The organism is Rhodoferax sp., assembly GCF_028688795.1.
GTDB lineage: Bacteria > Pseudomonadota > Gammaproteobacteria > Burkholderiales > Burkholderiaceae_C > Rhodoferax.
This window is the reverse complement of the sequence record NZ_JAQTXM010000030.1, coordinates 44,740-65,788: the sequence shown is the minus strand read 5'-3', so window position 1 is coordinate 65,788 and position 21,049 is coordinate 44,740. Positions and strand designations below refer to the sequence as shown.

At 58.1% G+C, this 21,049-nt stretch carries 15 protein-coding genes; 7 read left to right on the top strand and 8 right to left on the bottom strand.

Annotated features, from left to right (window positions below):
- Positions 1-173: 173 nt before the first annotated feature.
- The 7 genes from PHQ58_RS18830 to PHQ58_RS18800 form a co-directional block, all read right to left on the bottom strand.
- Positions 174-638, bottom strand: a complete 465-nt coding sequence (locus PHQ58_RS18830; RefSeq protein WP_300114125.1) for a CBS domain-containing protein — start codon at positions 636-638, stop codon at positions 174-176.
- A gap of 126 nt (positions 639-764) precedes the next feature.
- Positions 765-1,652, bottom strand: a complete 888-nt coding sequence (locus PHQ58_RS18825; protein WP_300114123.1) for a universal stress protein — start codon at positions 1,650-1,652, stop codon at positions 765-767.
- Complete coding sequence (locus PHQ58_RS18820) at positions 1,649-2,719, bottom strand: cation:proton antiporter (protein WP_300114120.1); 1,071 nt, start codon at positions 2,717-2,719, stop codon at positions 1,649-1,651. The genes PHQ58_RS18825 and PHQ58_RS18820 overlap by 4 nt, the downstream gene beginning before the upstream one ends.
- A gap of 9 nt (positions 2,720-2,728) precedes the next feature.
- Positions 2,729-3,277: a DUF2062 domain-containing protein gene (locus PHQ58_RS18815; RefSeq protein WP_300114117.1), complete on the bottom strand. Its 549-nt coding sequence runs from the start codon at positions 3,275-3,277 to the stop codon at positions 2,729-2,731.
- Entirely contained in the window at positions 3,278-5,986 is a 2,709-nt protein-coding gene (locus tag PHQ58_RS18810; RefSeq protein WP_300114095.1) for a cation-transporting P-type ATPase, read from the bottom strand.
- A gap of 150 nt (positions 5,987-6,136) precedes the next feature.
- Positions 6,137-10,198, bottom strand: coding sequence for an ATP-dependent RNA helicase HrpA (hrpA, locus tag PHQ58_RS18805; protein WP_300114093.1), 4,062 nt, complete (start codon positions 10,196-10,198; stop codon positions 6,137-6,139).
- A gap of 119 nt (positions 10,199-10,317) precedes the next feature.
- The gene (locus PHQ58_RS18800) at positions 10,318-11,934 is read right to left on the bottom strand and encodes a methyl-accepting chemotaxis protein (RefSeq protein WP_300114091.1); all 1,617 of its coding nucleotides are present in this window, start codon (positions 11,932-11,934) and stop codon (positions 10,318-10,320) included.
- Between the two features lie 174 nt (positions 11,935-12,108).
- Here PHQ58_RS18800 and PHQ58_RS18795 point away from each other — a divergent pair, with 174 nt between their 5' ends.
- From PHQ58_RS18795 to ppk2, 5 genes are all read left to right on the top strand, one after another.
- Complete coding sequence (locus tag PHQ58_RS18795; protein WP_300114088.1) at positions 12,109-14,010, top strand: PocR ligand-binding domain-containing protein; 1,902 nt, start codon at positions 12,109-12,111, stop codon at positions 14,008-14,010.
- Between the two features lie 180 nt (positions 14,011-14,190).
- The gene (locus PHQ58_RS18790) at positions 14,191-15,015 is read left to right on the top strand and encodes a TlpA disulfide reductase family protein (protein ID WP_300114084.1); all 825 of its coding nucleotides are present in this window, start codon (positions 14,191-14,193) and stop codon (positions 15,013-15,015) included.
- Positions 15,016-15,135: 120 nt separating this feature from the next.
- Positions 15,136-16,485: an amino-acid N-acetyltransferase gene (argA, locus tag PHQ58_RS18785; RefSeq protein WP_300114081.1), complete on the top strand. Its 1,350-nt coding sequence runs from the start codon at positions 15,136-15,138 to the stop codon at positions 16,483-16,485.
- Between the two features lie 81 nt (positions 16,486-16,566).
- Complete coding sequence (locus PHQ58_RS18780) at positions 16,567-17,268, top strand: mobilization protein (RefSeq protein WP_300114078.1); 702 nt, start codon at positions 16,567-16,569, stop codon at positions 17,266-17,268.
- A 107-nt stretch (positions 17,269-17,375) separates the two neighbouring features.
- Positions 17,376-18,566, top strand: coding sequence for a polyphosphate kinase 2 (gene ppk2, locus PHQ58_RS18775; RefSeq protein ID WP_300114075.1), 1,191 nt, complete (start codon positions 17,376-17,378; stop codon positions 18,564-18,566).
- Between the two features lie 85 nt (positions 18,567-18,651).
- Here the strand turns inward: ppk2 and PHQ58_RS18770 are convergent, their stop codons facing one another.
- The gene (locus PHQ58_RS18770) at positions 18,652-18,882 is read right to left on the bottom strand and encodes a hypothetical protein (protein WP_300114072.1); all 231 of its coding nucleotides are present in this window, start codon (positions 18,880-18,882) and stop codon (positions 18,652-18,654) included.
- 85 nt (positions 18,883-18,967) lie between these two features.
- Here PHQ58_RS18770 and PHQ58_RS18765 point away from each other — a divergent pair, with 85 nt between their 5' ends.
- Both PHQ58_RS18765 and mnmC read left to right on the top strand, forming a co-directional pair.
- Complete coding sequence (locus PHQ58_RS18765) at positions 18,968-19,240, top strand: oxidative damage protection protein (RefSeq protein WP_300114069.1); 273 nt, start codon at positions 18,968-18,970, stop codon at positions 19,238-19,240.
- Positions 19,241-19,255: 15 nt separating this feature from the next.
- The gene (gene mnmC, locus PHQ58_RS18760; RefSeq protein ID WP_300114066.1) at positions 19,256-21,031 is read left to right on the top strand and encodes an FAD-dependent 5-carboxymethylaminomethyl-2-thiouridine(34) oxidoreductase MnmC; all 1,776 of its coding nucleotides are present in this window, start codon (positions 19,256-19,258) and stop codon (positions 21,029-21,031) included.
- The last annotated feature ends 18 nt before the right edge of the window (positions 21,032-21,049 follow it).

Below are 21,049 nucleotides of genomic sequence, written 5' to 3'. Positions count from 1 at the left end.
CGGGCAGCCTCTGCATTGCCAGGTGGGCAAATTGCCAAGAAAACCTGCGACGTTCATCTTCGAACGCTGTCCAGTTTGGTGTCTGGCGCTGTTTTGCCAGATCCTTGTGAATAATGGACGGCCTATCCATAACCGGTCTCTCAATGCCGCTGCTCGAATCAAACGAATCGCACTCAAGCCACGTCGAGCGGCCGCGTCCGGGTCTCACGGTCTTTGGCGCTGCCCAGATCAACGGAAAAGTCTGCGAGCTCGCGTGTCAACAGCGCCAACACGTCTTCAATGGTTACAATGCCGGCCAAGCTACCCGAGCCATCGGTAACCACCAGTCGGCGTAGCCGGTGCTTGCGCATGAGTTGCACGGCATCCATGGCATCCATCTCGGGGCTGGCTTTCACCAAGTCAATGGACATGATGTCGCCCGCCGTGAACACAGCGGGGTCAAGGCCTTCAGCCATGAGTTCCAGCACCAGATCCCGGTCTGTCACGATGCCAATCGGCTTGGTTTTATCAAGCGCGTCTACTACGACTAATGCGCCAATATGGTGTCGGCGCATTAGCTGCGCTACTTCACGCGCTGACGTTTCAGGCTCTACAACGGCAACCAGAGTGGTGGCAAATTCCTTGAGTTTTGTTCCCATGGCGACTCCTGATATTTATAGATCCCGTAAGAGATTCCAGAATAATCATGCCAGCCAACATGGCGTTGCGAATAATCATGTCAGTGACCGGTTTCGCCCGTGATCGGGGTAAGTTGGCTCAAATCTTCAGCGCACAACCACCAAAACATCAGAGCGTGATTGCCCCAGCACATGTTTTGTGACGCTGCCAAGCAGCAACTCTTCTGTCATGCCCATGCCGTGTTTGCCCATCACGATCAGATCCGCCGCCTGCTCCTCCTCTTGCTCAATCACGAAGTCAGGCGGGTTGGCAAATGCCAACAACGGCCGCCACTGCGCGGGTGTCAGCCCGGCATCTGTGGCGATTTCATGGAGCCGTGCCAGCGCTTCACGGTGGATCGTGTCACGGTGTTGTTGGATGATGTCTTCGTCAATGCCGGCAAACCGCATCTTTCCTTCAAACGGCAGTTCGCAGGCGTGTAACAACAAAATCTGGGCCTGTGGGCTGATGCACCGTGCAAGTTCGATGGCGCGCGCTGCCCAGGCTGAAAAGTCAACCGGCACCAGCACCTTGCGATAGGCCCGCTGGGGTGCCTCTTTCACGACCAGAATGGGGTGTCGGGTGATGCGCAGCAAGCGCTCGGCGGTGGCGCCCAGCAACCAATGGCGCATGAAACCAGCACCACGCGAGCCCACCACCACCAGGTTGCTGCCCAGCCTGTCTGCCTGGTCAGAGATGGCGGCCAGCACGGTGCCTTCTACCAGGTGATGACGCACCTCCAACGGTTCGCCCACCCTGAGCTCAAACGCCAATTGCGCCAAGGCGTCAGATGCTTGCTGACGCATGCGCTCTAGCATGGCATCACCGGTCTGGTCGAAAAGTCGTTTGAGCTCGGTCAACGCGTTTTTTTCAAGTACATGCACAAGCGCCAGTTTGCCGCCAGTCTGGCGGGCCAGCATGGCCGCGCGCTCGGCGGCATGATGGGCCGGTGCGGATAGATCAGTGGCGGCGAGTGGAAAAAGTACGGTGTTCATGAGCTCTCCTTGTCTTTGGTGACTTCGGCAGTTTCGGCAATGGCAATGCGGGCAGCAATGTCTAGCGCCGCAAAATCGGCGGCCTGATTAATTGGCAGGATGACCTCGACGTTGGGCAACCCGTTCAGCGCTTGCGCCTCTGCCTCATGACGCGCCACCATTGCTATTCTTCCGCTGAAATGGTGCTCGGACAAGGCGTGCAGCAAGGCGTGGTTGGCTGCCGTCCCAGGCAGGCTACTGACCACCCATGGCACACCCGCGAGCGGCAGGCTCTCAACAAAGTCCGACGCTTCGCAGTCGCCAAAGCGCGCATCGAGCCCGGTGAGCTGTAGGGCCTTGATGACCTCCGGGTCAAAGTCAACCCCCAGAACCCGCATGCCCCGCTCACGCAGCTTTTGCGCCAAACGGGCGCCGTAGCGCCCAAGACCAAACACCAGTGTGTCAACCACCCGGGGCAGCACAAAACGCATGAGGATAAAAAGCAGAATTGCCGCACCGCCAAGACGGGCCAGCAGGTTCAGGGTCAGCGTCAGGCCGCTCACGGCCTCACCCCCGATGCCACCGAGCCCGCTCATGACCATCATGGCGATCACCACCGCCAGGTCTTGCACGATCAAAAAGCCCACGGCAATGCGCCCGTGCAGCGATTCAAGCTCGCGTTTGTCGGACAACAGTTTGACGATGATGATGGTGCTGGAAAACGTCAGCGCCACAGCCACGTACAAGGCGTCCAGCCAGCCGCGACCCAGCGCCAATATGATGAAAAAGCCAAACAATATGGTGAAGCCCAACTGCCCAAGCCCGGTTGCCAGCGCCACCGGGCCGATCTGGCGCACATGCCGCAAATCAAGCTTTAGACCCACCACAAACAGCAGCACGGTGATGCCAATTTGCGCCAGTAGATCAATCTGGTCATGGGCGCCGACCCAGCCAAAAACCGACGGCCCCACCAAAATGCCCACGATGATGTAGGCCATCAGCAGCGGTTGGCGCAGGCGCACCGCAATCGCTCCCACCACCGCTGACAACATCAGCAACAGGGCAAATTCCTGGTAGCTGGTGATCAAGGGGGGCCTTCAGACAGTGTTGTTGCGCACTCGGCTGCGCCGTTTGGCCAGCGTGCGCCAGCGCCAGATGAGGGAAATCAAACCGTAGGTGAGCAAGCCCATCAGCACCGCCGTGATGGACAAACCCACCAGCAGGGGTTTGCCCAGGTGGGTGATGCGCGCCCAGAAACTGGTGTCTGCAGGTGCCAAGTTGTGTTGCGGATTTTCAAGATTCAAGGTTTTTGGGCGTTCCTTGGCGCCAGTGACCCAAACCCCGAGCTGGTAGGCGCCGTAATATATTGGACCAAAGGTGACCGGGTTACTGACCAGCGTGCTGGCCACTGCCGTTGGAATATTGGCGCGCATGATGGCGGCCGCTGCCACCGAGAGCGGTATTTGGGCAATCGGAATGAGCAGGCCAAAAAACACGCCCAGCGCCACACCCATGGCCACACCGCGGCGCGACCAGTGCCACAGCTTGGGGTTCTGCAGCCAGGGGCGCAGCCATGTCAGCCAGCGATTCTGGGCGATCTGCTCGCGAGTCGGCACATGGCTGCGTAGCTTTTGCAGTAGTTTCATTCACAGGCTCCGGATGTTCATGCGCCGAAGCACCATCTTTTCTGCTTCAACCGCCAAAAACTTGAGCCCACCCAGCCCCAAAATGACGGCCCACGAGGTGGCGTCGAGCGGGGCCGTCTGAAACACTTGCTGCATTGGCGGGGCGTAGGTGAACAGCAGTTGCAGGCCAATCAGCAGCACACTCATCCACAACGCCACCGGGTTGTCGGTGAGGATGCCGCGCGCAAAGGCCGATGCAGTGAAGTGCCGCACATTGAACAGGTACACCAGCTCGCCCACCACCAGCATGTTGACCGCCGCGGTGCGGGCCATCTCCAGGCTGCTGCCGCGAGACAGCTCCCACTCAAAAACGACAAACGTCACGATGATCATCAGCAGGCTCACGTAGGCAATGCGAAACCCCAGGGCGCGCGTGATCAGCGGCTCGGTAGGGCTGCGTGGCTGGCGCTGCATGACCCCCGGCTCGGCAGGCTCAAACGCCAGAGCCAACGCCAGCGTGATGGCGGTCACCATGTTTACCCAAAGGATTTGCCCGGCCGTGACCGGCCGTGCCAGCCCGGCAAACACCGCCAGCAAGATCACGCCGGCCTCACCGCCATTGGTGGGCAACATGAACAAAATAGACTTTTTGATGTTGTCAAATACCACACGGCCTTCGCGCACGGCGTGGGTGATGGTGGCAAAGTTGTCATCGGTGAGCACCAGGTCCGCCGCTTCGCGGGCGGCATCCGTCCCTTTGTGCCCCATGGCCACGCCAATATCTGCCGTCTTGAGCGCCGGGGCATCGTTGACTCCGTCACCGGTCATCGCCACCAACTCACCTTGGGCCTGCAACGCATCCACCAAACGCAGCTTGTGCTCCGGGCTGGCACGGGCGAATACATCGGTGTCATGCGCCACGCGCTGCAGCGCCAGGCCATCAAGTTTCTCGACGGCATCGCCGGTGACGGCCTGATCAGCATGAAGCCCCAACTGCCGGCCGATGGCTGCGGCCGTGACTGCATGGTCACCTGTGATCATCTTGACGCGTATGCCTGCGCCCTGGCACTCTGCCACCGCCGCAATGGCTTCTTCGCGTGGTGGGTCAATCAGCCCGACCAGCCCGAGCAAGGTGAAGCGTGGGGTGATGTCGGCCATGGCCAGCGCGCTGGTGCCTGCCGGCATGCCGGCGCGGGCTAGCGCCAGCACACGTTGACCGGCGCGGGCGGCATCATCCATGCGGGCGTTCCAGGCCGCATGGTCAAGCGGCTGCCCGCTGGCGTCGATCTGGCACAAGTCAAGCACGCGCTCAGGCGCACCCTTGAGCAGCACAAAGGCATGACCCGCGTGGTCGTGGTGCAGGGTGGCCATGAAACGGTGTTCAGACTCAAACGGAATGGCGTCCACGCGGGGTGTCGCAGCACTGGCCTCCGCCGGGTTGAGCCCGGCCTTGTGGCCAAGCGTCAGCAAAGCGCCCTCGGTCGGGTCGCCCACCAAGTGCCAGCCTGTGCCAGCCTTGTGCCGCAGGCAGGCGTCGTTACACAGCAGCGCACAATGCGCCAGCGCTTGAAGCGCCGCGTCTTGCGCGGCATCCACGACCTCGCCACGGTGGTGAAAGCCGCCTTCAGGCGCGTAGCCCGCACCACTCACCTCCAGGGTGTACGCAGGCAACATCACTTGCACCGCTGTCATCTCATTTTTGGTCAACGTGCCGGTCTTGTCGGAGCAAATCACGGTGACTGAGCCCAGGGTTTCAACCGCTGGCAGCCGGCGGATGATGGCCTTGTTGCGTGCCATGGTACGGGTGCCAATGGCCAGCACGATGGTCACGATGGCTGGCAAGCCTTCAGGGATGGCGGCCACTGTCAAACCAACCACGGCCAGAAAAATGTCCAGCATCGGCATGTGACGCACCCAATACCCGAACGCAAAAGTGATCAACCCGGCGCCAAGGATAAAGACGGTGATCTGGCTGGCAAACTGGGCCAGGCGGCGGGTCAGCGGGGTGTCAAGCGACTGCACCTCGCCCACCAGGGTGCTGATGCGGCCAATTTCGGTCTCGCGCCCGGTGCCCACCACGACCCCTTGCGCCTGGCCATAGCTGGCCACCGTGCCCGCAAAAGCCATGCCACTGCGGTCGCCAATGGCGGCGGCTGCAGCCACAGGCACTTCATTTTTTTCAACAGGCACCGACTCACCGGTCAGGGCGGCTTCGTTGATGCGCAAGTTTTTGACATGCAGCAAACGCAGGTCGGCTGGCACCTTGGCACCGGATTCCAGCAACACGATGTCACCGGGCACCAACTGCGAGGCGTCAATTTCTTGCCGCTCGCCGTCACGAATGACCACGGCCCGGCTGGCCAGCATGGCGCGCACGGCGTCCAGGGCTTTTTCTGCCTTGCCTTCCTGTATGAAGCCGATGAGTGCGTTGATGAGGACCACGGCGGCAATCACGCCCGCATCCACATAGTCTTTCAGGCCAAATGTCACCACACCTGCAGCCAAAAGCACATAGATCAGCGGGTTGTGAAACTGCAGAATGAAGCGCAACCAGGGGCCACGCCGACGCGATGCGGGCAGGCTGTTGGACCCGTAGGTGGCAAGACGTTGGGTGACATCAGCGCTGGACAGGCCGGTGTTGGCGTCAGCGGCCAAATGGGCTAGCACCTGATCGCCGCCCAAGCTGTGCCAGACCACATTTCTGTCTGGCGGTGTGACCTCTTTTGTCATTATTGAACCCCTTTTCACATCAGGGTCATCTTAAAGACCAAGGGCTAATTCAGCGGTTGATGATTGTCAGTTTCCGTAGGGCTTGTGATGAATTGGACCCGGACTGTCATGGCACCCAAAGTCCGGAGCCGACGGCGGCGCACAACTCTGTCACGCCAACTGCGCCCAGGCCTTCTCCAGACGTTTCACACTCACCGGTTGCGGCGTGCGCAGCTCCTGGGCGAAGAAGCTCACGCGTAACTCCTCAAGCAGCCAGCGGAATTCTTGCAAGCGGTCATCGACAACACCTTTTCGCTCGGCCACCAGGCGCCAGTAACGCTGCTCCAGCGGCTGTAACTCTTTCAGGCGGGCGCCGTCGCGGGCCGGGTCGGCTCGGTATTTTTCCAGCCGAGCGGTGATGGCTTTTTGGAAGCGGGCAAAGTGCTGCAACGCACTCCAGGGCGTGACGCTGAGGAACTTTTTGGGCATCAGCCTTGCCAGTTGTTGGGCTGCATCTGCCATGGCTTCGGGGGCGTTTTTGCTGTCTTTGATCTTGCGGGCGGCCACGGCGTATTCCAGCAAAATGGCGGCGGCCAGGCGCGCCACCTCGGTGCAGATCAAGGTCAAGCGCCCTCGCCCCTCATCCACGCGCTTTTTGAACGCAAATTCATCGGTCGGTAACGGGTCGAGCAAAAAAGCGCGGTCCAGCGCCACCGAGATGATTTGCTCGCGCAACTCTTCCAGCGTGCCGCCAGTGCCAGAACCGTCGGGATTTTTGCCGACCTGCATGTAGGTCACAGCCATTTTTTGCAGGTCGGGCACGTTTTTTTCAAGGTACTTGAGCGCGTCCTTGATCTGCAACGCAAACAGGCGACGCAGGCCAGCGCGGTGTTTGGCGGCGGCCACGTCAGGCTCGTCAAACACCTCAATGCTCACCGCGTCACCGGCGTCCAGCAGGGCCGGGTAACCGATGAGCGTTTGGCCGCCCTTCTGGATTTCCAGCAGCTCGGGCAGCTCGCCAAAGGCCCAGGCGGTGTAGCGGGCAGCGGCTTGGTTTGCTATTTTATTTGTAGCTACTTGCGCTTTATCTAAAAGGGCTGCAGGCTGATTTATTATATTATTCTGGTGTGCGTTTGAACCGACACCCTGCCTGGCCTGACCTGCTACGCTATCAATAGCTGCTTGCGCTTTATCTATATGGGCTAGAGGCTGATTTGTTACAAATTCTTGGGTTGAAGCTGCGGTCTTTGCCATCTTCAACCCGGCCAGCGCCTGAAACGCACCGCGCGCCTGTGCGCCAAGTTCCGCCTTAAGGGCGCCCAGGTTGCGCCCATGGCCAAGCTGTCGGCCATGTTCATCCACCACCCGAAAGTTCATGAAAAAATGCGGCGACAACATGTCAACCTTGATGTCGGCACGCGCCACATCCACGGCCGTGGCCAGGCGCACCAGCTTCAGCACAGCTTCAACCAGCGAACCGTGGCCAAACACTTCGGGCACGTTCAAGGCCTCGGCCATCTTGCTGGCGCTCTCAGGCAAGGGCACCAGGCGCGAGCGGGGCCGCTGGTGCAGGGTTTTGATCAGCGCCTGAATCTTGTCCTTGAGCATGCCGGGCACCAGCCATTCGCAACGTTCCTCGTTGACCTGGTTCAGCACAAAAATTGGCACCGTCACGGTCAGACCGTCTTTCGCGTCACCCGGCTCGTGCAAATAGGTGGCGGCGCAATCCACACCGCCCAGGCGGATGGTTTTTGGGAACGACTGGGTGGTGATGCCTGCCGCCTCGTGGCGCATCAGTTCCTCACGCGTCAGCAGAAGCAGTTTGCTGTTGCCGACAGGCGCCGCGCCGCGTGCCGGCATCGGCATCAGGTATTCGGGTTTTTTGGAGGCGTCGCGGTACCAATTGTCAAAGCTGTAGCCGCTGCACACATCAGGCGGTAATTGCTGGTCGTAAAAGGCGTAAATCAACTCATCGTCCACCAGCACGTCTTGCCGCCGGGCTTTGTGCTCCAGGTCTTCCACCTGTTTGACAAGCTTGTGGTTGGCCTCCAAAAACGGCCATTTGGTGTCCCACTGGCCGTTGACCAAGGCTTCGCGGATGAAGATTTCGCGCGCACCCACCAAATCAACCCGGCCATAGTTGATGCGCCGCCCGCTGTAAATCACGATGCCGTACAGCGTGGCGCGCTCCAGCGCGTTGACCTCCGCCGATTTCTTTTCCCAATGCGGGTCGAGCAACTGCTTCTTTAAAAGATGCGCCCCCACCTGCTCCAACCACTGCGGCTCAATGGCGGCAATGCCGCGACCAAACAGGCGCGTGGTTTCAACCAGCTCGGCGGCCACAATCCAGCGGCCCGGCTTTTTAACCAAATGCGCGCCGGGGTGTGGGTAGAACTTGATGCTGCGGGCACCTAAATACTCACCATTGGCGCCGTCAGTTTCCAGCTTGCAGCCAATGTTTCCCAGCAGACCAGCCAGCATGGACAGGTGCAGTTGCTCGTAACTGGCAGGCTTGGTGTTAAGCCGCCATTTGTGCTCGGCCACCACCGTGTGCAGCTGCGAATAAATGTCGCGCCACTCACGCACCCGGCGCATGCTGACAAAGTTTTGTCGCAAGAGTTGTTCGTATTGGCGGTTGCTGAGTTTGTGCTGCCCTTCGCCACCCTTGCCGTCATTGATCCACTTCCACAGCTTCAGGTAACCGCTGAATTCGCTCTTTTCATCGTCAAACTTGGCGTGCGCCTGGTCCGCCTGCTGCTGCGCTTCCATCGGCCGGTCGCGCACGTCTTGCACCGACAGCGCCGAGGCAATCACCAGCACCTCGTCCAACGCCTCACGGCTGCGGGCCTCCAGAATCATGCGGCCCACGCGTGGGTCAAGCGGCAACTTGGCCAGCTCCTGGCCCATGCCGGTCAGCTCGTTGGCGTCATCCACCGCGCCGAGTTCATTGAGCAACTGGTAACCGTCGGCAATGGCCCGGCCAGAGGGCTTTTCAATGAACGGGAAGTCTTCCACCACACCCAGGTGCAACGACTTCATGCGCAAAATCACACCGGCCAGTGAGCTGCGCAGAATTTCGGGGTCGGTAAATTTGGGGCGGCTGTTGAAGTCTTTCTCGTCATACAAGCGGATGCAGATGCCGTTGGCGACACGGCCACAGCGCCCGGCGCGCTGGTTGGCTGAGCTCTGGCTGATGGGCTCCACCAGCAACTGCTCCACTTTGCTTCTGAAACTGTAGCGCTTCATGCGCGCCGTGCCTGCGTCTATGACGTATCGTATGCCCGGCACAGTGAGCGAGGTTTCGGCCACATTGGTGGCCAACACAATGCGCCGCCCGTTGTGGCCGTCAAAAATTCGGTCTTGCTCAGCTTGGCTCAGGCGCGCAAACAGCGGCAGCACTTCGGCACCTCTGAACACCGGCTGATGGCTCAGGTGGCCACGCAGGTGGTCAGCGGCCTCGCGGATTTCGCGCTCTCCGGGCAAAAACACCAAGATGTCGCCGCTGTTGTGCGCGTCACGCCAGAGTTCGTCCACCGCGTCAGCGATTGCCGAGTTCAGGTCGTAGTCGCGTGATTCTTCAAACGGGCGGTAACGCTGCTCCACCGGGAACATGCGCCCCGACACCATGATGATGGGCGCTGGCCCTTGTCGGCTGGCAAAGTGCTCAGCAAAACGGTCTGCATCAATCGTGGCCGAGGTCACCACCACTTTCAGGTCGGGCCGACGTGGCAGGATTTGCCGCAGGTAACCCAGCAAAAAGTCGATGTTCAAGCTGCGTTCATGGGCCTCATCAATGATGATGGTGTCGTAGGCTTTCAGCAGCGGGTCGGTTTGGGTTTCGGCCAGCAAAATGCCGTCGGTCATTAGCTTGACGGAGCTGTCCCGGCTCAGCCGGTCTTGAAACCGCACCTTGAAGCCGACCACATCGCCCAGCGTGGTGTGAAGCTCTTCGGCAATGCGCTTGGCCACAGAGCTTGCGGCTATGCGGCGCGGCTGGGTGTGGCCAATGAGTTTGCCCGGCGGCGCGCGCGAGCCATCCGCGTTTTGGAGTGGGTAATTGAGCTTGCCACGGCCCATGCTCAGGGCAATTTTGGGCAACTGTGTGGTTTTACCCGAGCCGGTTTCACCGCAGACGATGATGACCTGGTGCTGGGTAAGAGCCGCCATGATCTCTTCACGCTTGGCAGAGACCGGCAGGGATTCGGGGAATTCGATTTTCAGAGGTTCAGACATTGGGCGGCCATTATCGATGGCTGCTCCGGGACCGGTTGACGAGCAGCTCAAGTTATAAGCCTAATTGGCCTCTAGCCCTTTTTATATATGCGCAAGTAGCTATTTAATATGGAGCGTTTTTAACTGCCGTCAAAAGGTTTCCCACTCGTCAGTAACCGCGAATGAACGTGCTTTATAAGCTGTGGTGTCTGGTGCACACCGTCAAGTTTAAACACTGCAACTGTCTGCACCAAATCTTGCGCTTGACTGTTCAGACTGCTGGCCGCTGCTGCTGTTTCTTCAACCAAGGCGGCGTTTTGCTGGGTGGCATGATCCATTTGCGTCACAGCTTCACCAATTTGACTTACGCCCAGGCTTTGCTCGTTGCTGGCGGCACTGATTTCGCCCATGATGTCGGTTACACGCCGGATACTGCTGACTACTTCGGTCATGGTGCTGCCTGCTTGGTCTACCAAGGCTGTTCCTTGCGCCACCCGCTCGACACTGGCGTTGATGAGGGTCTTGATTTCTTTGGCGGCTTCTGCGCTGCGTCCGGCCAAGGAGCGCACTTCGCTGGCCACCACGGCAAAACCGCGCCCTTGTTCGCCTGCACGTGCGGCTTCCACGGCTGCATTGAGCGCCAAAATGTTGGTCTGAAAGGCGATTCCGTCAATCACGCTGATGATGTCAGAAATCTTGCGTGAGGCGTCGTTGATGCCCTTCATGGTGTTGACCACCTGAGCCACCACTTCGCCGCCCTGCACTGCCACGTTGGATGCACTTTGCGCTAGCTGGTTGGCCTGGCGTGCGTTGTCAGCGTTTTGTTTGACGGTTGCGCTAAGTTGCTCCATGGACGCCGCTGTCTCCTCCAACGCGCTGGCCTGACTCTCAGTGCGCGCTGACAGGTCGTTGTTGCCCTGAGCAATTTCAGCACTGGCAGTAGACACGCCTTCAGCACCCTGACGCACACTCTTCACGGTGGTGACCAGCGTCACCAGCATTGCATCTAGTGCGCCAGCAAGGCTGCTCGCCGTGTGCGGCCCAGACACCTTCATTTCGGACAAATCCCCTGCCGCCACATGGCGGGCCTCGGCTATTGCCTCGTACAGTTCCATGCCCAACTGGTTGGTGATGCTGCGCGACACCACCAAGGCCAACGCCACCAGCAGCAGCCCGCCAAGGATGACCGAGGCGATATTGACGGTGCGTGTGGTGCTGACACCAGCGTCAAACGCAGTGGTTGCAGCGTCCGCCTCTGCTTGCAGGCTGGTGGCACCCTTAGTGACAAATTCATCGTATTTGTCAATCAACTTGTCCATCTGGTCATCCACCACGGAGATCTCGCTCAGTGGTGCATCGCGCTTGGCCATGGGGAGAAAAGTTTGTGCGTAGAGCGTGCGCATCTCCACCATCGCCTTGCGGGCTTCCTGGGTCCACTGGTGCTCCTGATCCGTGTCGGCGACTTTGGCAGCAAAGTCCAGGGCTGCATCAATCTGCACCGACATGGTTTGCCACTTTTTGGCGGCCTCATCGAACTGACGATTGATATAGGTGTCGGCCACAATGCGGTAGGCCTGCGCGCCCAAAGCCGAAAAATGCTTGAGTTGGCCAGCCTCTTGCGTGCGCCGCTGCGACTCTTTTTGCAGTGCATCAAGCTTGTTCAGACTGATCCAATTGACAGCGGCCAGCATCAGCATGATCAGCACCGAAATGCCGATCAGCAGATTCAACCGTTTAGAGATTTTCCAACTATTCATCAAATTCCCTTTCAAGATTGACACGGTTTGCCATGTGGTGCAGCGACCAAAAACCATGACGGATTGGTATTTCAGCCCCAGTATCGTACTGCGCAGTTCTGCCTGGATCGATTGCCACCCAAGGTGATTTCATGTTGAGAAAGAACAAGCGCCAAAAAAAAACGTTAAGCATAAGTGGGCAAACTGGTCAAGAATTGGACTCTGGCGCACAATATTCAACAGTTAATACGGATGCACTTCCTGAAGGAAATTCACTTGAATCTGTCAGAGTTAGTAGACATCGGCGAACTTCGCGGTTTATGTGAGAACTTCACGGCAGTCACAGGCGCGGTCACTGCTGTTCTCGATCTGGAGGGGCGCGTGCTGATAGCAACTGGTTGGCAAGACATCTGCACCCAGTTTCATCGCATTAATCCGTCAACCTGCGCGCGCTGCAAGGAAAGCGACACAACGCTTGCCAGTCAATTAAACAAGGGGGCGGCCTACAACGTCTACCGATGCAAGAACGGTCTAGTCGACGTTGCTGTGCCCATCATCATTGCCGATGAACACATCGCCAACTTCTTTACAGGTCAGTTCTTCTTTGAGCCACCGGACAAGTCATTTTTTGTCCGTCAGGCCAAGGAATTTGGGTTCAATGAAAGCGACTATCTTGGTGCCATGGCGCGAGCGCCCATATTTTCCGAAAAACAAGTTCAAGCAATGATGGGGTTCTTCACTCGTCTGGCCAAAGTGATTGGGGAAATGGGGCTCGCCAAGCTCCGTTTGCAACAAGCCAATACAAAATTGCAGCAGTTCGCGGCAATCATCCAGTCATCGGACGATGCCATTGTCGGGATAACGTTGGAGGGCATCATTGAAAACTGGAACCCCGGCGCCGAGAAGATATTTGGATACACAGCGAGTGAGGCTGTCGGCCAACCACTGAAGATGTTGATTCCCCCTGAGCGGGCAGATGAAGAGGCTGAAATTGTTTCGCGAATAGCGTGTGGGGAGAGAGTGAGTCACTTTGAGACCGTTCGCCGCCGCAAGGGTGGCCAAATCATTGATGTATCAGCCGTGGTATCGCCGATACTCGATGATGTCGGCCACGTGGTGGGGGCTTCAAAAATTGCACGGGACATCACCACAGCCAAGCGAGCCGTCAAAGCCTTGCAGCATCGGCAACTCATGCTGGAGCGCACCGAAAGCATGGCGCGTTTGGCCAGTTTCGAGTGGGATGTCGATACCGATGTCGTCACCTGGTCGCCTGAGATGTTCCTGATTTTCGGCCGCGACCCAGCCTTGGGTGTTCCCAATTTGGCGGGGCAAGGCGAGTTGTACACACCTGAGTCAACGCAAATACTGTTTGATGCGGTCAGCAAAGCCGTCTCGAATGGCACGCCCTATGAAATCGAATTGATGACGGTACAGCCCGACGGGGAGCAGCGCCCCTGCTTCGTCAAGGGCTTCCCGGAGCGTGACGACAGCGGGCGAGTGGTTCGCGTGGCTGGGCTGGTACAGGACATTACCGAACGCAAACGGACCGATGACATCATCAAACAACTGGCCTATCACGACCCGCTCACCCATCTGCCTAATCGCAGATTGCTGAAAGACCGTCTGCAACAGGCCATGGCGTCCAGCAGTCGCAGCAAGAACTACGGTGCGCTGATGTTCCTTGACCTGGACAATTTCAAACCGCTCAATGATGCGTATGGGCACGAGGCAGGTGACTTGCTGTTGATAGAAGTCACCAGTCGATTAAAGAGTTGTGTGCGCGAAATGGATACTGTTGCCCGGTTCGGCGGCGACGAATTTGTTGTCATGATCAGTGAACTGGCGACGGATAAGGAAGAATCAACATCACGCGCCGAGGCCATTGCAGAAGAAATACGTGCGGCCTTGTCCCGGCCTTACTTCATCGCGATCAAGCGCGATACAGAAATTGAGCATTGCTGTACAGCCAGCATTGGCGTCACCTTGTTTATCGGCAACGACTCCAGTCAGGAAAATCTCCTGAAATGGGCTGATGACGCGATGTATCAAGCCAAAGTGGCTGGACGCAATTTGATACGTTTTTATCGCAGCAAATGATCCTGGGTTCAAAGACTGCTATTGCGATGCGCGATGCCCGATCGAAAAATGCGATGTAAGACTGACCTAGTCACGGTGGCGATCCAATTTTTCTAAAAATAGGGCTAAAACCCAATGAAAACATGCAAAGTAAGCTATATTTTATATAGCGATTAAATCCCTTACTCAAAATTTATCGCCATGCTTTCAATCTCCCTCGGCCCTTTGGCACTTCCTGTTCTGCCAATGGTCTTGATGCTGTCGGTGTGGAGTGCTGCTACCTTGGCGCGGCGCCTGTCGCCCAAGGAGTTCGGTCAATCTGCTGAAAACATGGTGTGGAGCGCGGCGGCCCTGGGCCTGATCGCAGCCCGTCTGGCGCATGTGTTGCGTTATGCCGATGCCTACTTCGTCACTCCGTGGGCCTTGGTGGATGTGCGCGATGGTGGCTGGCATGCAGCGGCAGGCTGGGCGGTTGCCGCGTTGTGGCTGGTATGGTGCGGCTGGCGGCAACCCATGATTCGACGTGCATTGGGGATGGCCGCTTTGGGCGCTGGCCTGATCTGGATGGCAGGCCTGGCCATGGTGTGGTTGGCTGACGGCAAACCGGCGCACCAATCAGCGCCCGATGTGATGCTGACCGAGTTCAACGGCGCACGCATGCTCAGCCTGCCCCAGCTCATCGCAGGCAAACCAACGGTGGTCAATTTATGGGCCACTTGGTGCGGGCCGTGCCGCGCCGAGATGCCTACGTTGGCCGCCGCCCAGCAAAACACACCTGACGTGGCGTTTGTTTTTGTGAACCAGGGCGAGCCCCCTGCCAAAGTGGCGGCGTATTTGCAGCGCTCCGGCTTAACCTTGACCAATGTGTGGCTCGACCCGGCCAGCCAATTGGGACCGGCCTCTGGTTCCCGGGGCTTGCCCACCACCTTGTTTTTTGATGCCACGGGCAAGCGCGTGGATGCCCACTTTGGCATGCTCAATGCAGCCGCCTTGCAAGTGCAATTGGAACGTTTGCGCGGGCGTTGAATGGCGAAAGCGCGGGCGGGTTGTTGGGTTTACAAGCCTTGCTGGCTGTACTGCTGCGACTGATACACTTTTTGCACCTACTTCACCCGCTCTACTTGCACTCCCTCCCTGATTCGCCCCATGTCATCCATTTTCAACTTCACCTTTGTCCCTTGGTTTCGCTCGGTGGCACCTTACATTCACAAATTTCGCAACCAAACTTTTGTGGTGGGTGTGTGTGGTGAGGCCATTGCGGCTGGCAAATTGCCCAATCTGGCGCAAGACTTGGCTCTGATTCAGAGCATGGGGGTGAAAGTGGTGCTGGTGCACGGCTTTCGCCCGCAAGTAAACGAGCAGCTCAAGGCGAAGGGCCACACCCCGCGTTATGCCAGCGGCATTCGCATCACTGACGAGGTGGCACTGGACTGCGCGCAGGAGGCTGCCGGCCAGTTGCGTTACGAAATCGAGGCAGCGTTCAGCCAGGGCCTGCCCAACACACCCATGGCCGGCGCCACAGTGCGGGTGATCTCAGGCAATTTTTTAACGGCACGCCCGGTCGGCATTGTGGATGGCGTGGACTTTCAGCACTCGGGTGTGGTGCGCAAGATCGACACGGCGGGCATCATGCGCTCGCTCGACATGGGCGCGCTGGTGTTGATGTCGCCGTTTGGTTTTTCGCCCACTGGCGAGGCCTTCAACCTGACCATGGAAGAAGTCGCCACCTCGGTCGCCACCGCCCTGCAAGCCGACAAATTGATTTTTGTGACTGAAATACCGGGCATTCCGACGGATGTGAGTCAGCCCGTGAGCGAAGACAACCCGATTGACACCGAGCTGCCACTGGCCGCGGCCGAAAAACTGCTGGCCGACTTGCCCAATGCGAATGTGCCCAGCGACACCGGCTTTTATTTACAGCACTGCGTAAAGGCCTGCAAAGGCGGCGTGGAGCGCAGCCACATCATTCCGTTTGCGGTGGATGGCTCGATCTTGCTGGAGGTCTATGTGCACGATGGTATTGGCACCATGGTGGTGGACGAAAAACTGGAAAGCCTGCGCGAGGCCAGCGTGGACGATGTCGGCGGCATTTTGCAACTGATTGAACCCTTTGAGAAAGACGGCACCTTGGTCAAGCGCAGCCGCACCGAAATAGAGCGCGATGTTGGCCTGTACACCGTGATCGAGCATGACGGTGTGATTTTTGCCTGTGCGGCGCTGTACGCCTACCCGGAAGCACGCACCGCCGAAATGGCTGCGCTCACCGTGTCGCCCCAAGTGCAAAGCCAGGGCGACGGAGAACGGGTACTCAAACGCATTGAACAGCGCGCCAAGGCCGCCGGCCTTGACAGCATTTTTGTGCTGACCACGCGCACCATGCACTGGTTCATCAAGCGCGGGTTTGTGCAGGTTGACCCTGAATGGTTGCCCGAAGCGCGAAAACGCAAATACAACTGGGACCGCAAAAGCCAGGTGCTGGTCAAGAAACTTAGCTGATCCACAATTTAGATTTGTGCACGGGTCTTGCTAGGTTGTGCGCGCAACAGCAAAAATTTCAATCAATTCAACAGGAAATTCATGAGCTCTCTAAATTTCATCGGCGGCGAAAAAGGTGGCGTGGGCAAATCCGTGGTGGCGCGGCTGCTAGCCCAGTATTTCATTGACCAGGACAAAGCCTTCATTGGCTTCGATACCGACCGTTCACACACGTCGTTTACCCGCTTTTACGCGGATTACGCGTCCCCTGTGTTGGTGGACAGTTTTGAAGGTCTGGACCAGCTGGTGAGCGTGTTTGAGACCGCGCTTGATGGTGAATTTCCGCGTGTGGTGGTTGATTTGGCAGCCCAGACGGCAGCGCCCCTGGCACGCTGGATCAAAGACTCGGATTTGCTGGCGTTGCTGGCTGACATGGGCATCACCGTGAATTTTTGGCACGTGGCTGACGCGGGTAAAGACTCGGTGGACCTGCTCGGCCGCCTCTTGGAAACCTATGGTGCCGGGCCAAACTACGTGGTTGTTAAGAACCTGGGCCGAGGCACCGATTTTTCACAGCTTGACAATTCTGCGGCCATGGCCAAAGCACTTGACCTGGGTGCCAGAGTTATCACATTGGGCCAATTGCACGAGGCCAGCATGCGCAAAATTGACCGTCAAAACACCAGTTTTTGGAGCGCAATTCACAACCGCCTGGAAGTCGATGCACTGGGCCTGCTTGAGCGTCAACGCGTCAAACTCTGGCTAAAACGGAGCTACGAGGCGCTCGACGGCTTGCCGCTCTGACCCATCGGAGGACAGATTTGATAAAACAATGCTGATTTGATGCAAATCAAGCAGGTGGCAGTAGACCAGGCACAAAATTCATTGCAGCCACTTTTTAAAAAATTGACATGACTGAACAAAAAACCAAGGCCCCCTCACCTGCTTCCAGCACCGCCACATCGGTGAATGCAATTCCTGCGCCGAGAAAAAAAGCCCCGGCCAAATCTGTGGCAAGCCCAGTGCGTCGCACAAAACGTGGCGACACGCTCGGTGCGAAAACCACTGGTGGCCTGGCGCGACGGGTGATTCAGGCCAGCGTAGATGCAGCTCAAAGCAGCCAGGCCAGTGCCATCAAAGACATTTTGGCCAGTTCGTCCAGCAAGATGGATGCCCTTAAAACCTTGCTTGAAGGCAGTTCACCTGACGACGCGGCGGCCATACGGCAAATGCTGCTGGAGGGGCAAGCCCAGCCGCAGGACAAAGGCATCAGGCCTGATGACGAGCTCGCCAGCGACTGGCGCACTGGCGGTTACCCTTACAAAAACCTGATGTCGCGCAAGCGCTACGAGACTCAAAAATACAAGTTGCAGGTTGAACTGCTCAAGTTACAAAGCTGGGCCAAGGAAACCGGTCAACGCGTGGTGATTTTGTTTGAAGGTCGCGATGCCGCTGGCAAAGGTGGCGCCATTCGTCGTTTCATGGAACATCTGAACCCACGCGGCGCCCGCGTGGTGGCTCTCGAGAAGCCCTCAGACGCCGAGCGTGGCCAGTGGTACTTTCAACGTTATGTACAACATTTGCCCACTGCAGGCGAAATTGTGCTTTTTGACCGGTCCTGGTACAACCGTGCCGGCGTCGAGCGGGTGATGGGGTTTTGCACAGAAAAAGAATACCAGCAGTTCATTCACCAAGCGCCGCTGTTTGAGCGCCAACTGGTGCAAAGTGGTGTGTTTCTGATCAAGTTCTGGTTTTCGGTGAGCCGAAAAGAGCAGCGTCGCCGCTTTAAAGAGCGGGAACTTCACCCGTTGAAGCAATGGAAACTCAGTCCGATTGATTTGGCATCCCTGGACAAGTGGGACGACTACACCAAGGCCAAGGAAGCCATGTTTTTTGAGACCGACACGGCCGATACGCCTTGGACCGTTATCAAGTCAGACTGCAAAAAGCGCGCACGCCTGAACGCCATGCGTTATGTGCTGCACAAACTGCCGTACACCAACAAGGAGTTACCCAACATTGGCACGCTAGATACGCTCTTGGTCGGGCGTGCCCACGTGGTGTATGAGCGCGGCGAACACCCAGGCAGCGCCCTGCTCTAGGCATCTGCAGCGCATTGGGTCGCCATTTAACGTGAAATTAGGGTGGTTGCTGGCCCTTGAAGGCCAGCACCAACCGAGGCACGGACTATTTCGAGGCTTCGTCCAGCGCTTTGCAGGACGGCGCGCACACCGCCTGCGATTTGCCCAGTATCTTCTTGGACACCATCTGGGAGCGAGCCCGGTGTTTGCCGCACAAGAAGCACGACATGGTGGCGGCACCAAACGAAGTGGCCGCCGTGAAGGGTGAACCCGACACTTTGGATTTGTAACGTAGGCCGTCGGCCACGATTTTAGTTTTGGTATCTGCTTTTGCCATAGGGGTGGATTTTACTTCAGTGCGCGCGCTGTTGGAAAAGCTTGCTAAAGTTCAACCTTTTTGTACATTGAGTCAAAGGGTATTTATGGCGCGCACTGTGAAATGCATCAAACTTGGCATCGAGACTGACGGGCTTGATTTCCCACCCTACCCCGGCGAGCTTGGCAAACGCCTATGGGAAAGTGTGAGTAAACAAGCCTGGGCCGACTGGCTTAAACATCAGACCATGCTGGTCAATGAAAACCGGCTGAATCTGGCCGATGCACGCGCCCGTCAGTATCTGGCGCGCCAAATGGAGAACCATTTCTTTGGCAGTGGCGCAGATGCTGCACAGGGCTACGTGCCACCGAAAGCCTGACGCGTGATGTGATCCATGGGATATCCATGGCATCAACTGCCGGCTTGGCGCGTTCTTGACACCGACTTTGGTTCCGGGCAAACGTTTTTATCGACCTGGAATGCGTGGCAACAAGATGCTGGGCGTCCTCGCACGCTGCACTACGTGGCGCTGTGTGAGCAGCCTTGTGGCGCACAGGACCTGATAGCTGGCTGCGCTACCATGCCAGCGCTTGCCACTTTGGCTCGGGAGTTGGCTGCGCAGTGGTTTGGGCTGCTGCCAGGTTTTCATCGTTTTTCGTTGGCACGCGGCCAAGTGGTGCTCACTCTCTGCGTGGGGGAGCCATTGGGCATGCTGCGAGCACAGCAATTTGAAGCCGATGCGGTCGAGCTGTGCGCAAAGCAATTAGGCACCGCCGATTCTTCCTGGTTTTTAAAGGCTTTGGCACGCTGCTGTCGCCGTGGCACGACGCTTTACCTGCGCGGCCAGAATGACGAAAGTTCAGCAGATGAGACTGAGTTGCGTGCCACCTTGACCCGAAACGGGTTCACGTTCACGTCAAATGACACACGCGATTGGCAAAGTGCCCCAGCTCAACCCCGTGGCCACTTTGATCCGCCGTGGGTCTTGAAACACAGCCGACAAGGCGCAGCTCTGGCGGCCTTGCCGATTGAGCGATGTGCTGTTATTGGCGCGGGCCTGGCTGGTGCCAGCGTGGCAGCCGCGCTGGCCAGACGTGGCTGGCAGGTACATGTGCTTGACCTTGCGAGCGAGCCCGCTGCGGGTGCGTCTGGCCTGCCGGTAGGTTTGGTGGTGCCCCATGTGTCGAGTGACGACTGCACGCTGTCCCGCCTGTCGCGCGCTGGCGCACGGTTGATGCTGCAACAGGCCTGCCAACTGCTTGAGATCAATCAAGACTGGGCGCCCAGCGGCGTGCTTGAGCGCCAAGTGGGGGGCACACCCAAACTGCCGCAGGTGTGGCCACCATCGGGCGAACAATGGTGCGAGGACTTTTCCGATTCAGACATCGCTGGGCAGCTTGGGCCGGGCATCTGGCATCAGCAAGGCGCATGGATCAAGCCTGCAGCCCTGGTCAATGCCTGGCTTCTCCAGCCTGGTGTCACCTTCCAGCCACACGCTGAAGTGACCGATATACGCCACGCCGATGGCATCTGGGAACTGCTGGATGCAACAGGTACGGCGCTTTGCCGCGCTGAACGCGTGGTATTTGCGAATGCCTGCGGTGCCTTTCATTTGCTACATAAAATGAAGCTACTAAAGCCTGATTTATATGGGCTGTGGGAGCATTTACCTGCTACGCAAGGCATGCGTGGCTTGCTCAATTGGGACTTTCATCAAGGTCCCATTGACGCAAGCTTTCCACCCTTCCCTGTCAACGGCTCAGGCAGTGTGGTGCCGCGCATTCCAGTTGGTGGTGAGCTGGCCTGGTTCATGGGATCGTCATACCAACCGCAATCGCAGCCTGAGCGCAGCGACATGATCAACCAGGCCAACAACTTCAAACACCTTGAACAATTGCTGCCACCGTTGGCGCGGCATCTGGCGCCTGCGTTTGCCACGAACACGCTTAAGACCTGGAAAAACACCCGCTGCGTCACCGCAGACCGCTTGCCTGCCGTGGGGCCATTGCAGGTAGCTGAGCAACCCGGCCTTTGGTTGTGCGCCGGCATGGGCTCAAGAGGTTTGAGTTTTTCAGTGTTATGCGCTGAGTTGCTGGCAGCCAGGTTTGGTGCGGAACCCTTGCCCATCGAGGCCAAATTGGCCCGCTCACTGGAGGCGCTGCGCGCCTGAAAATCCCGCCGGCTGCTG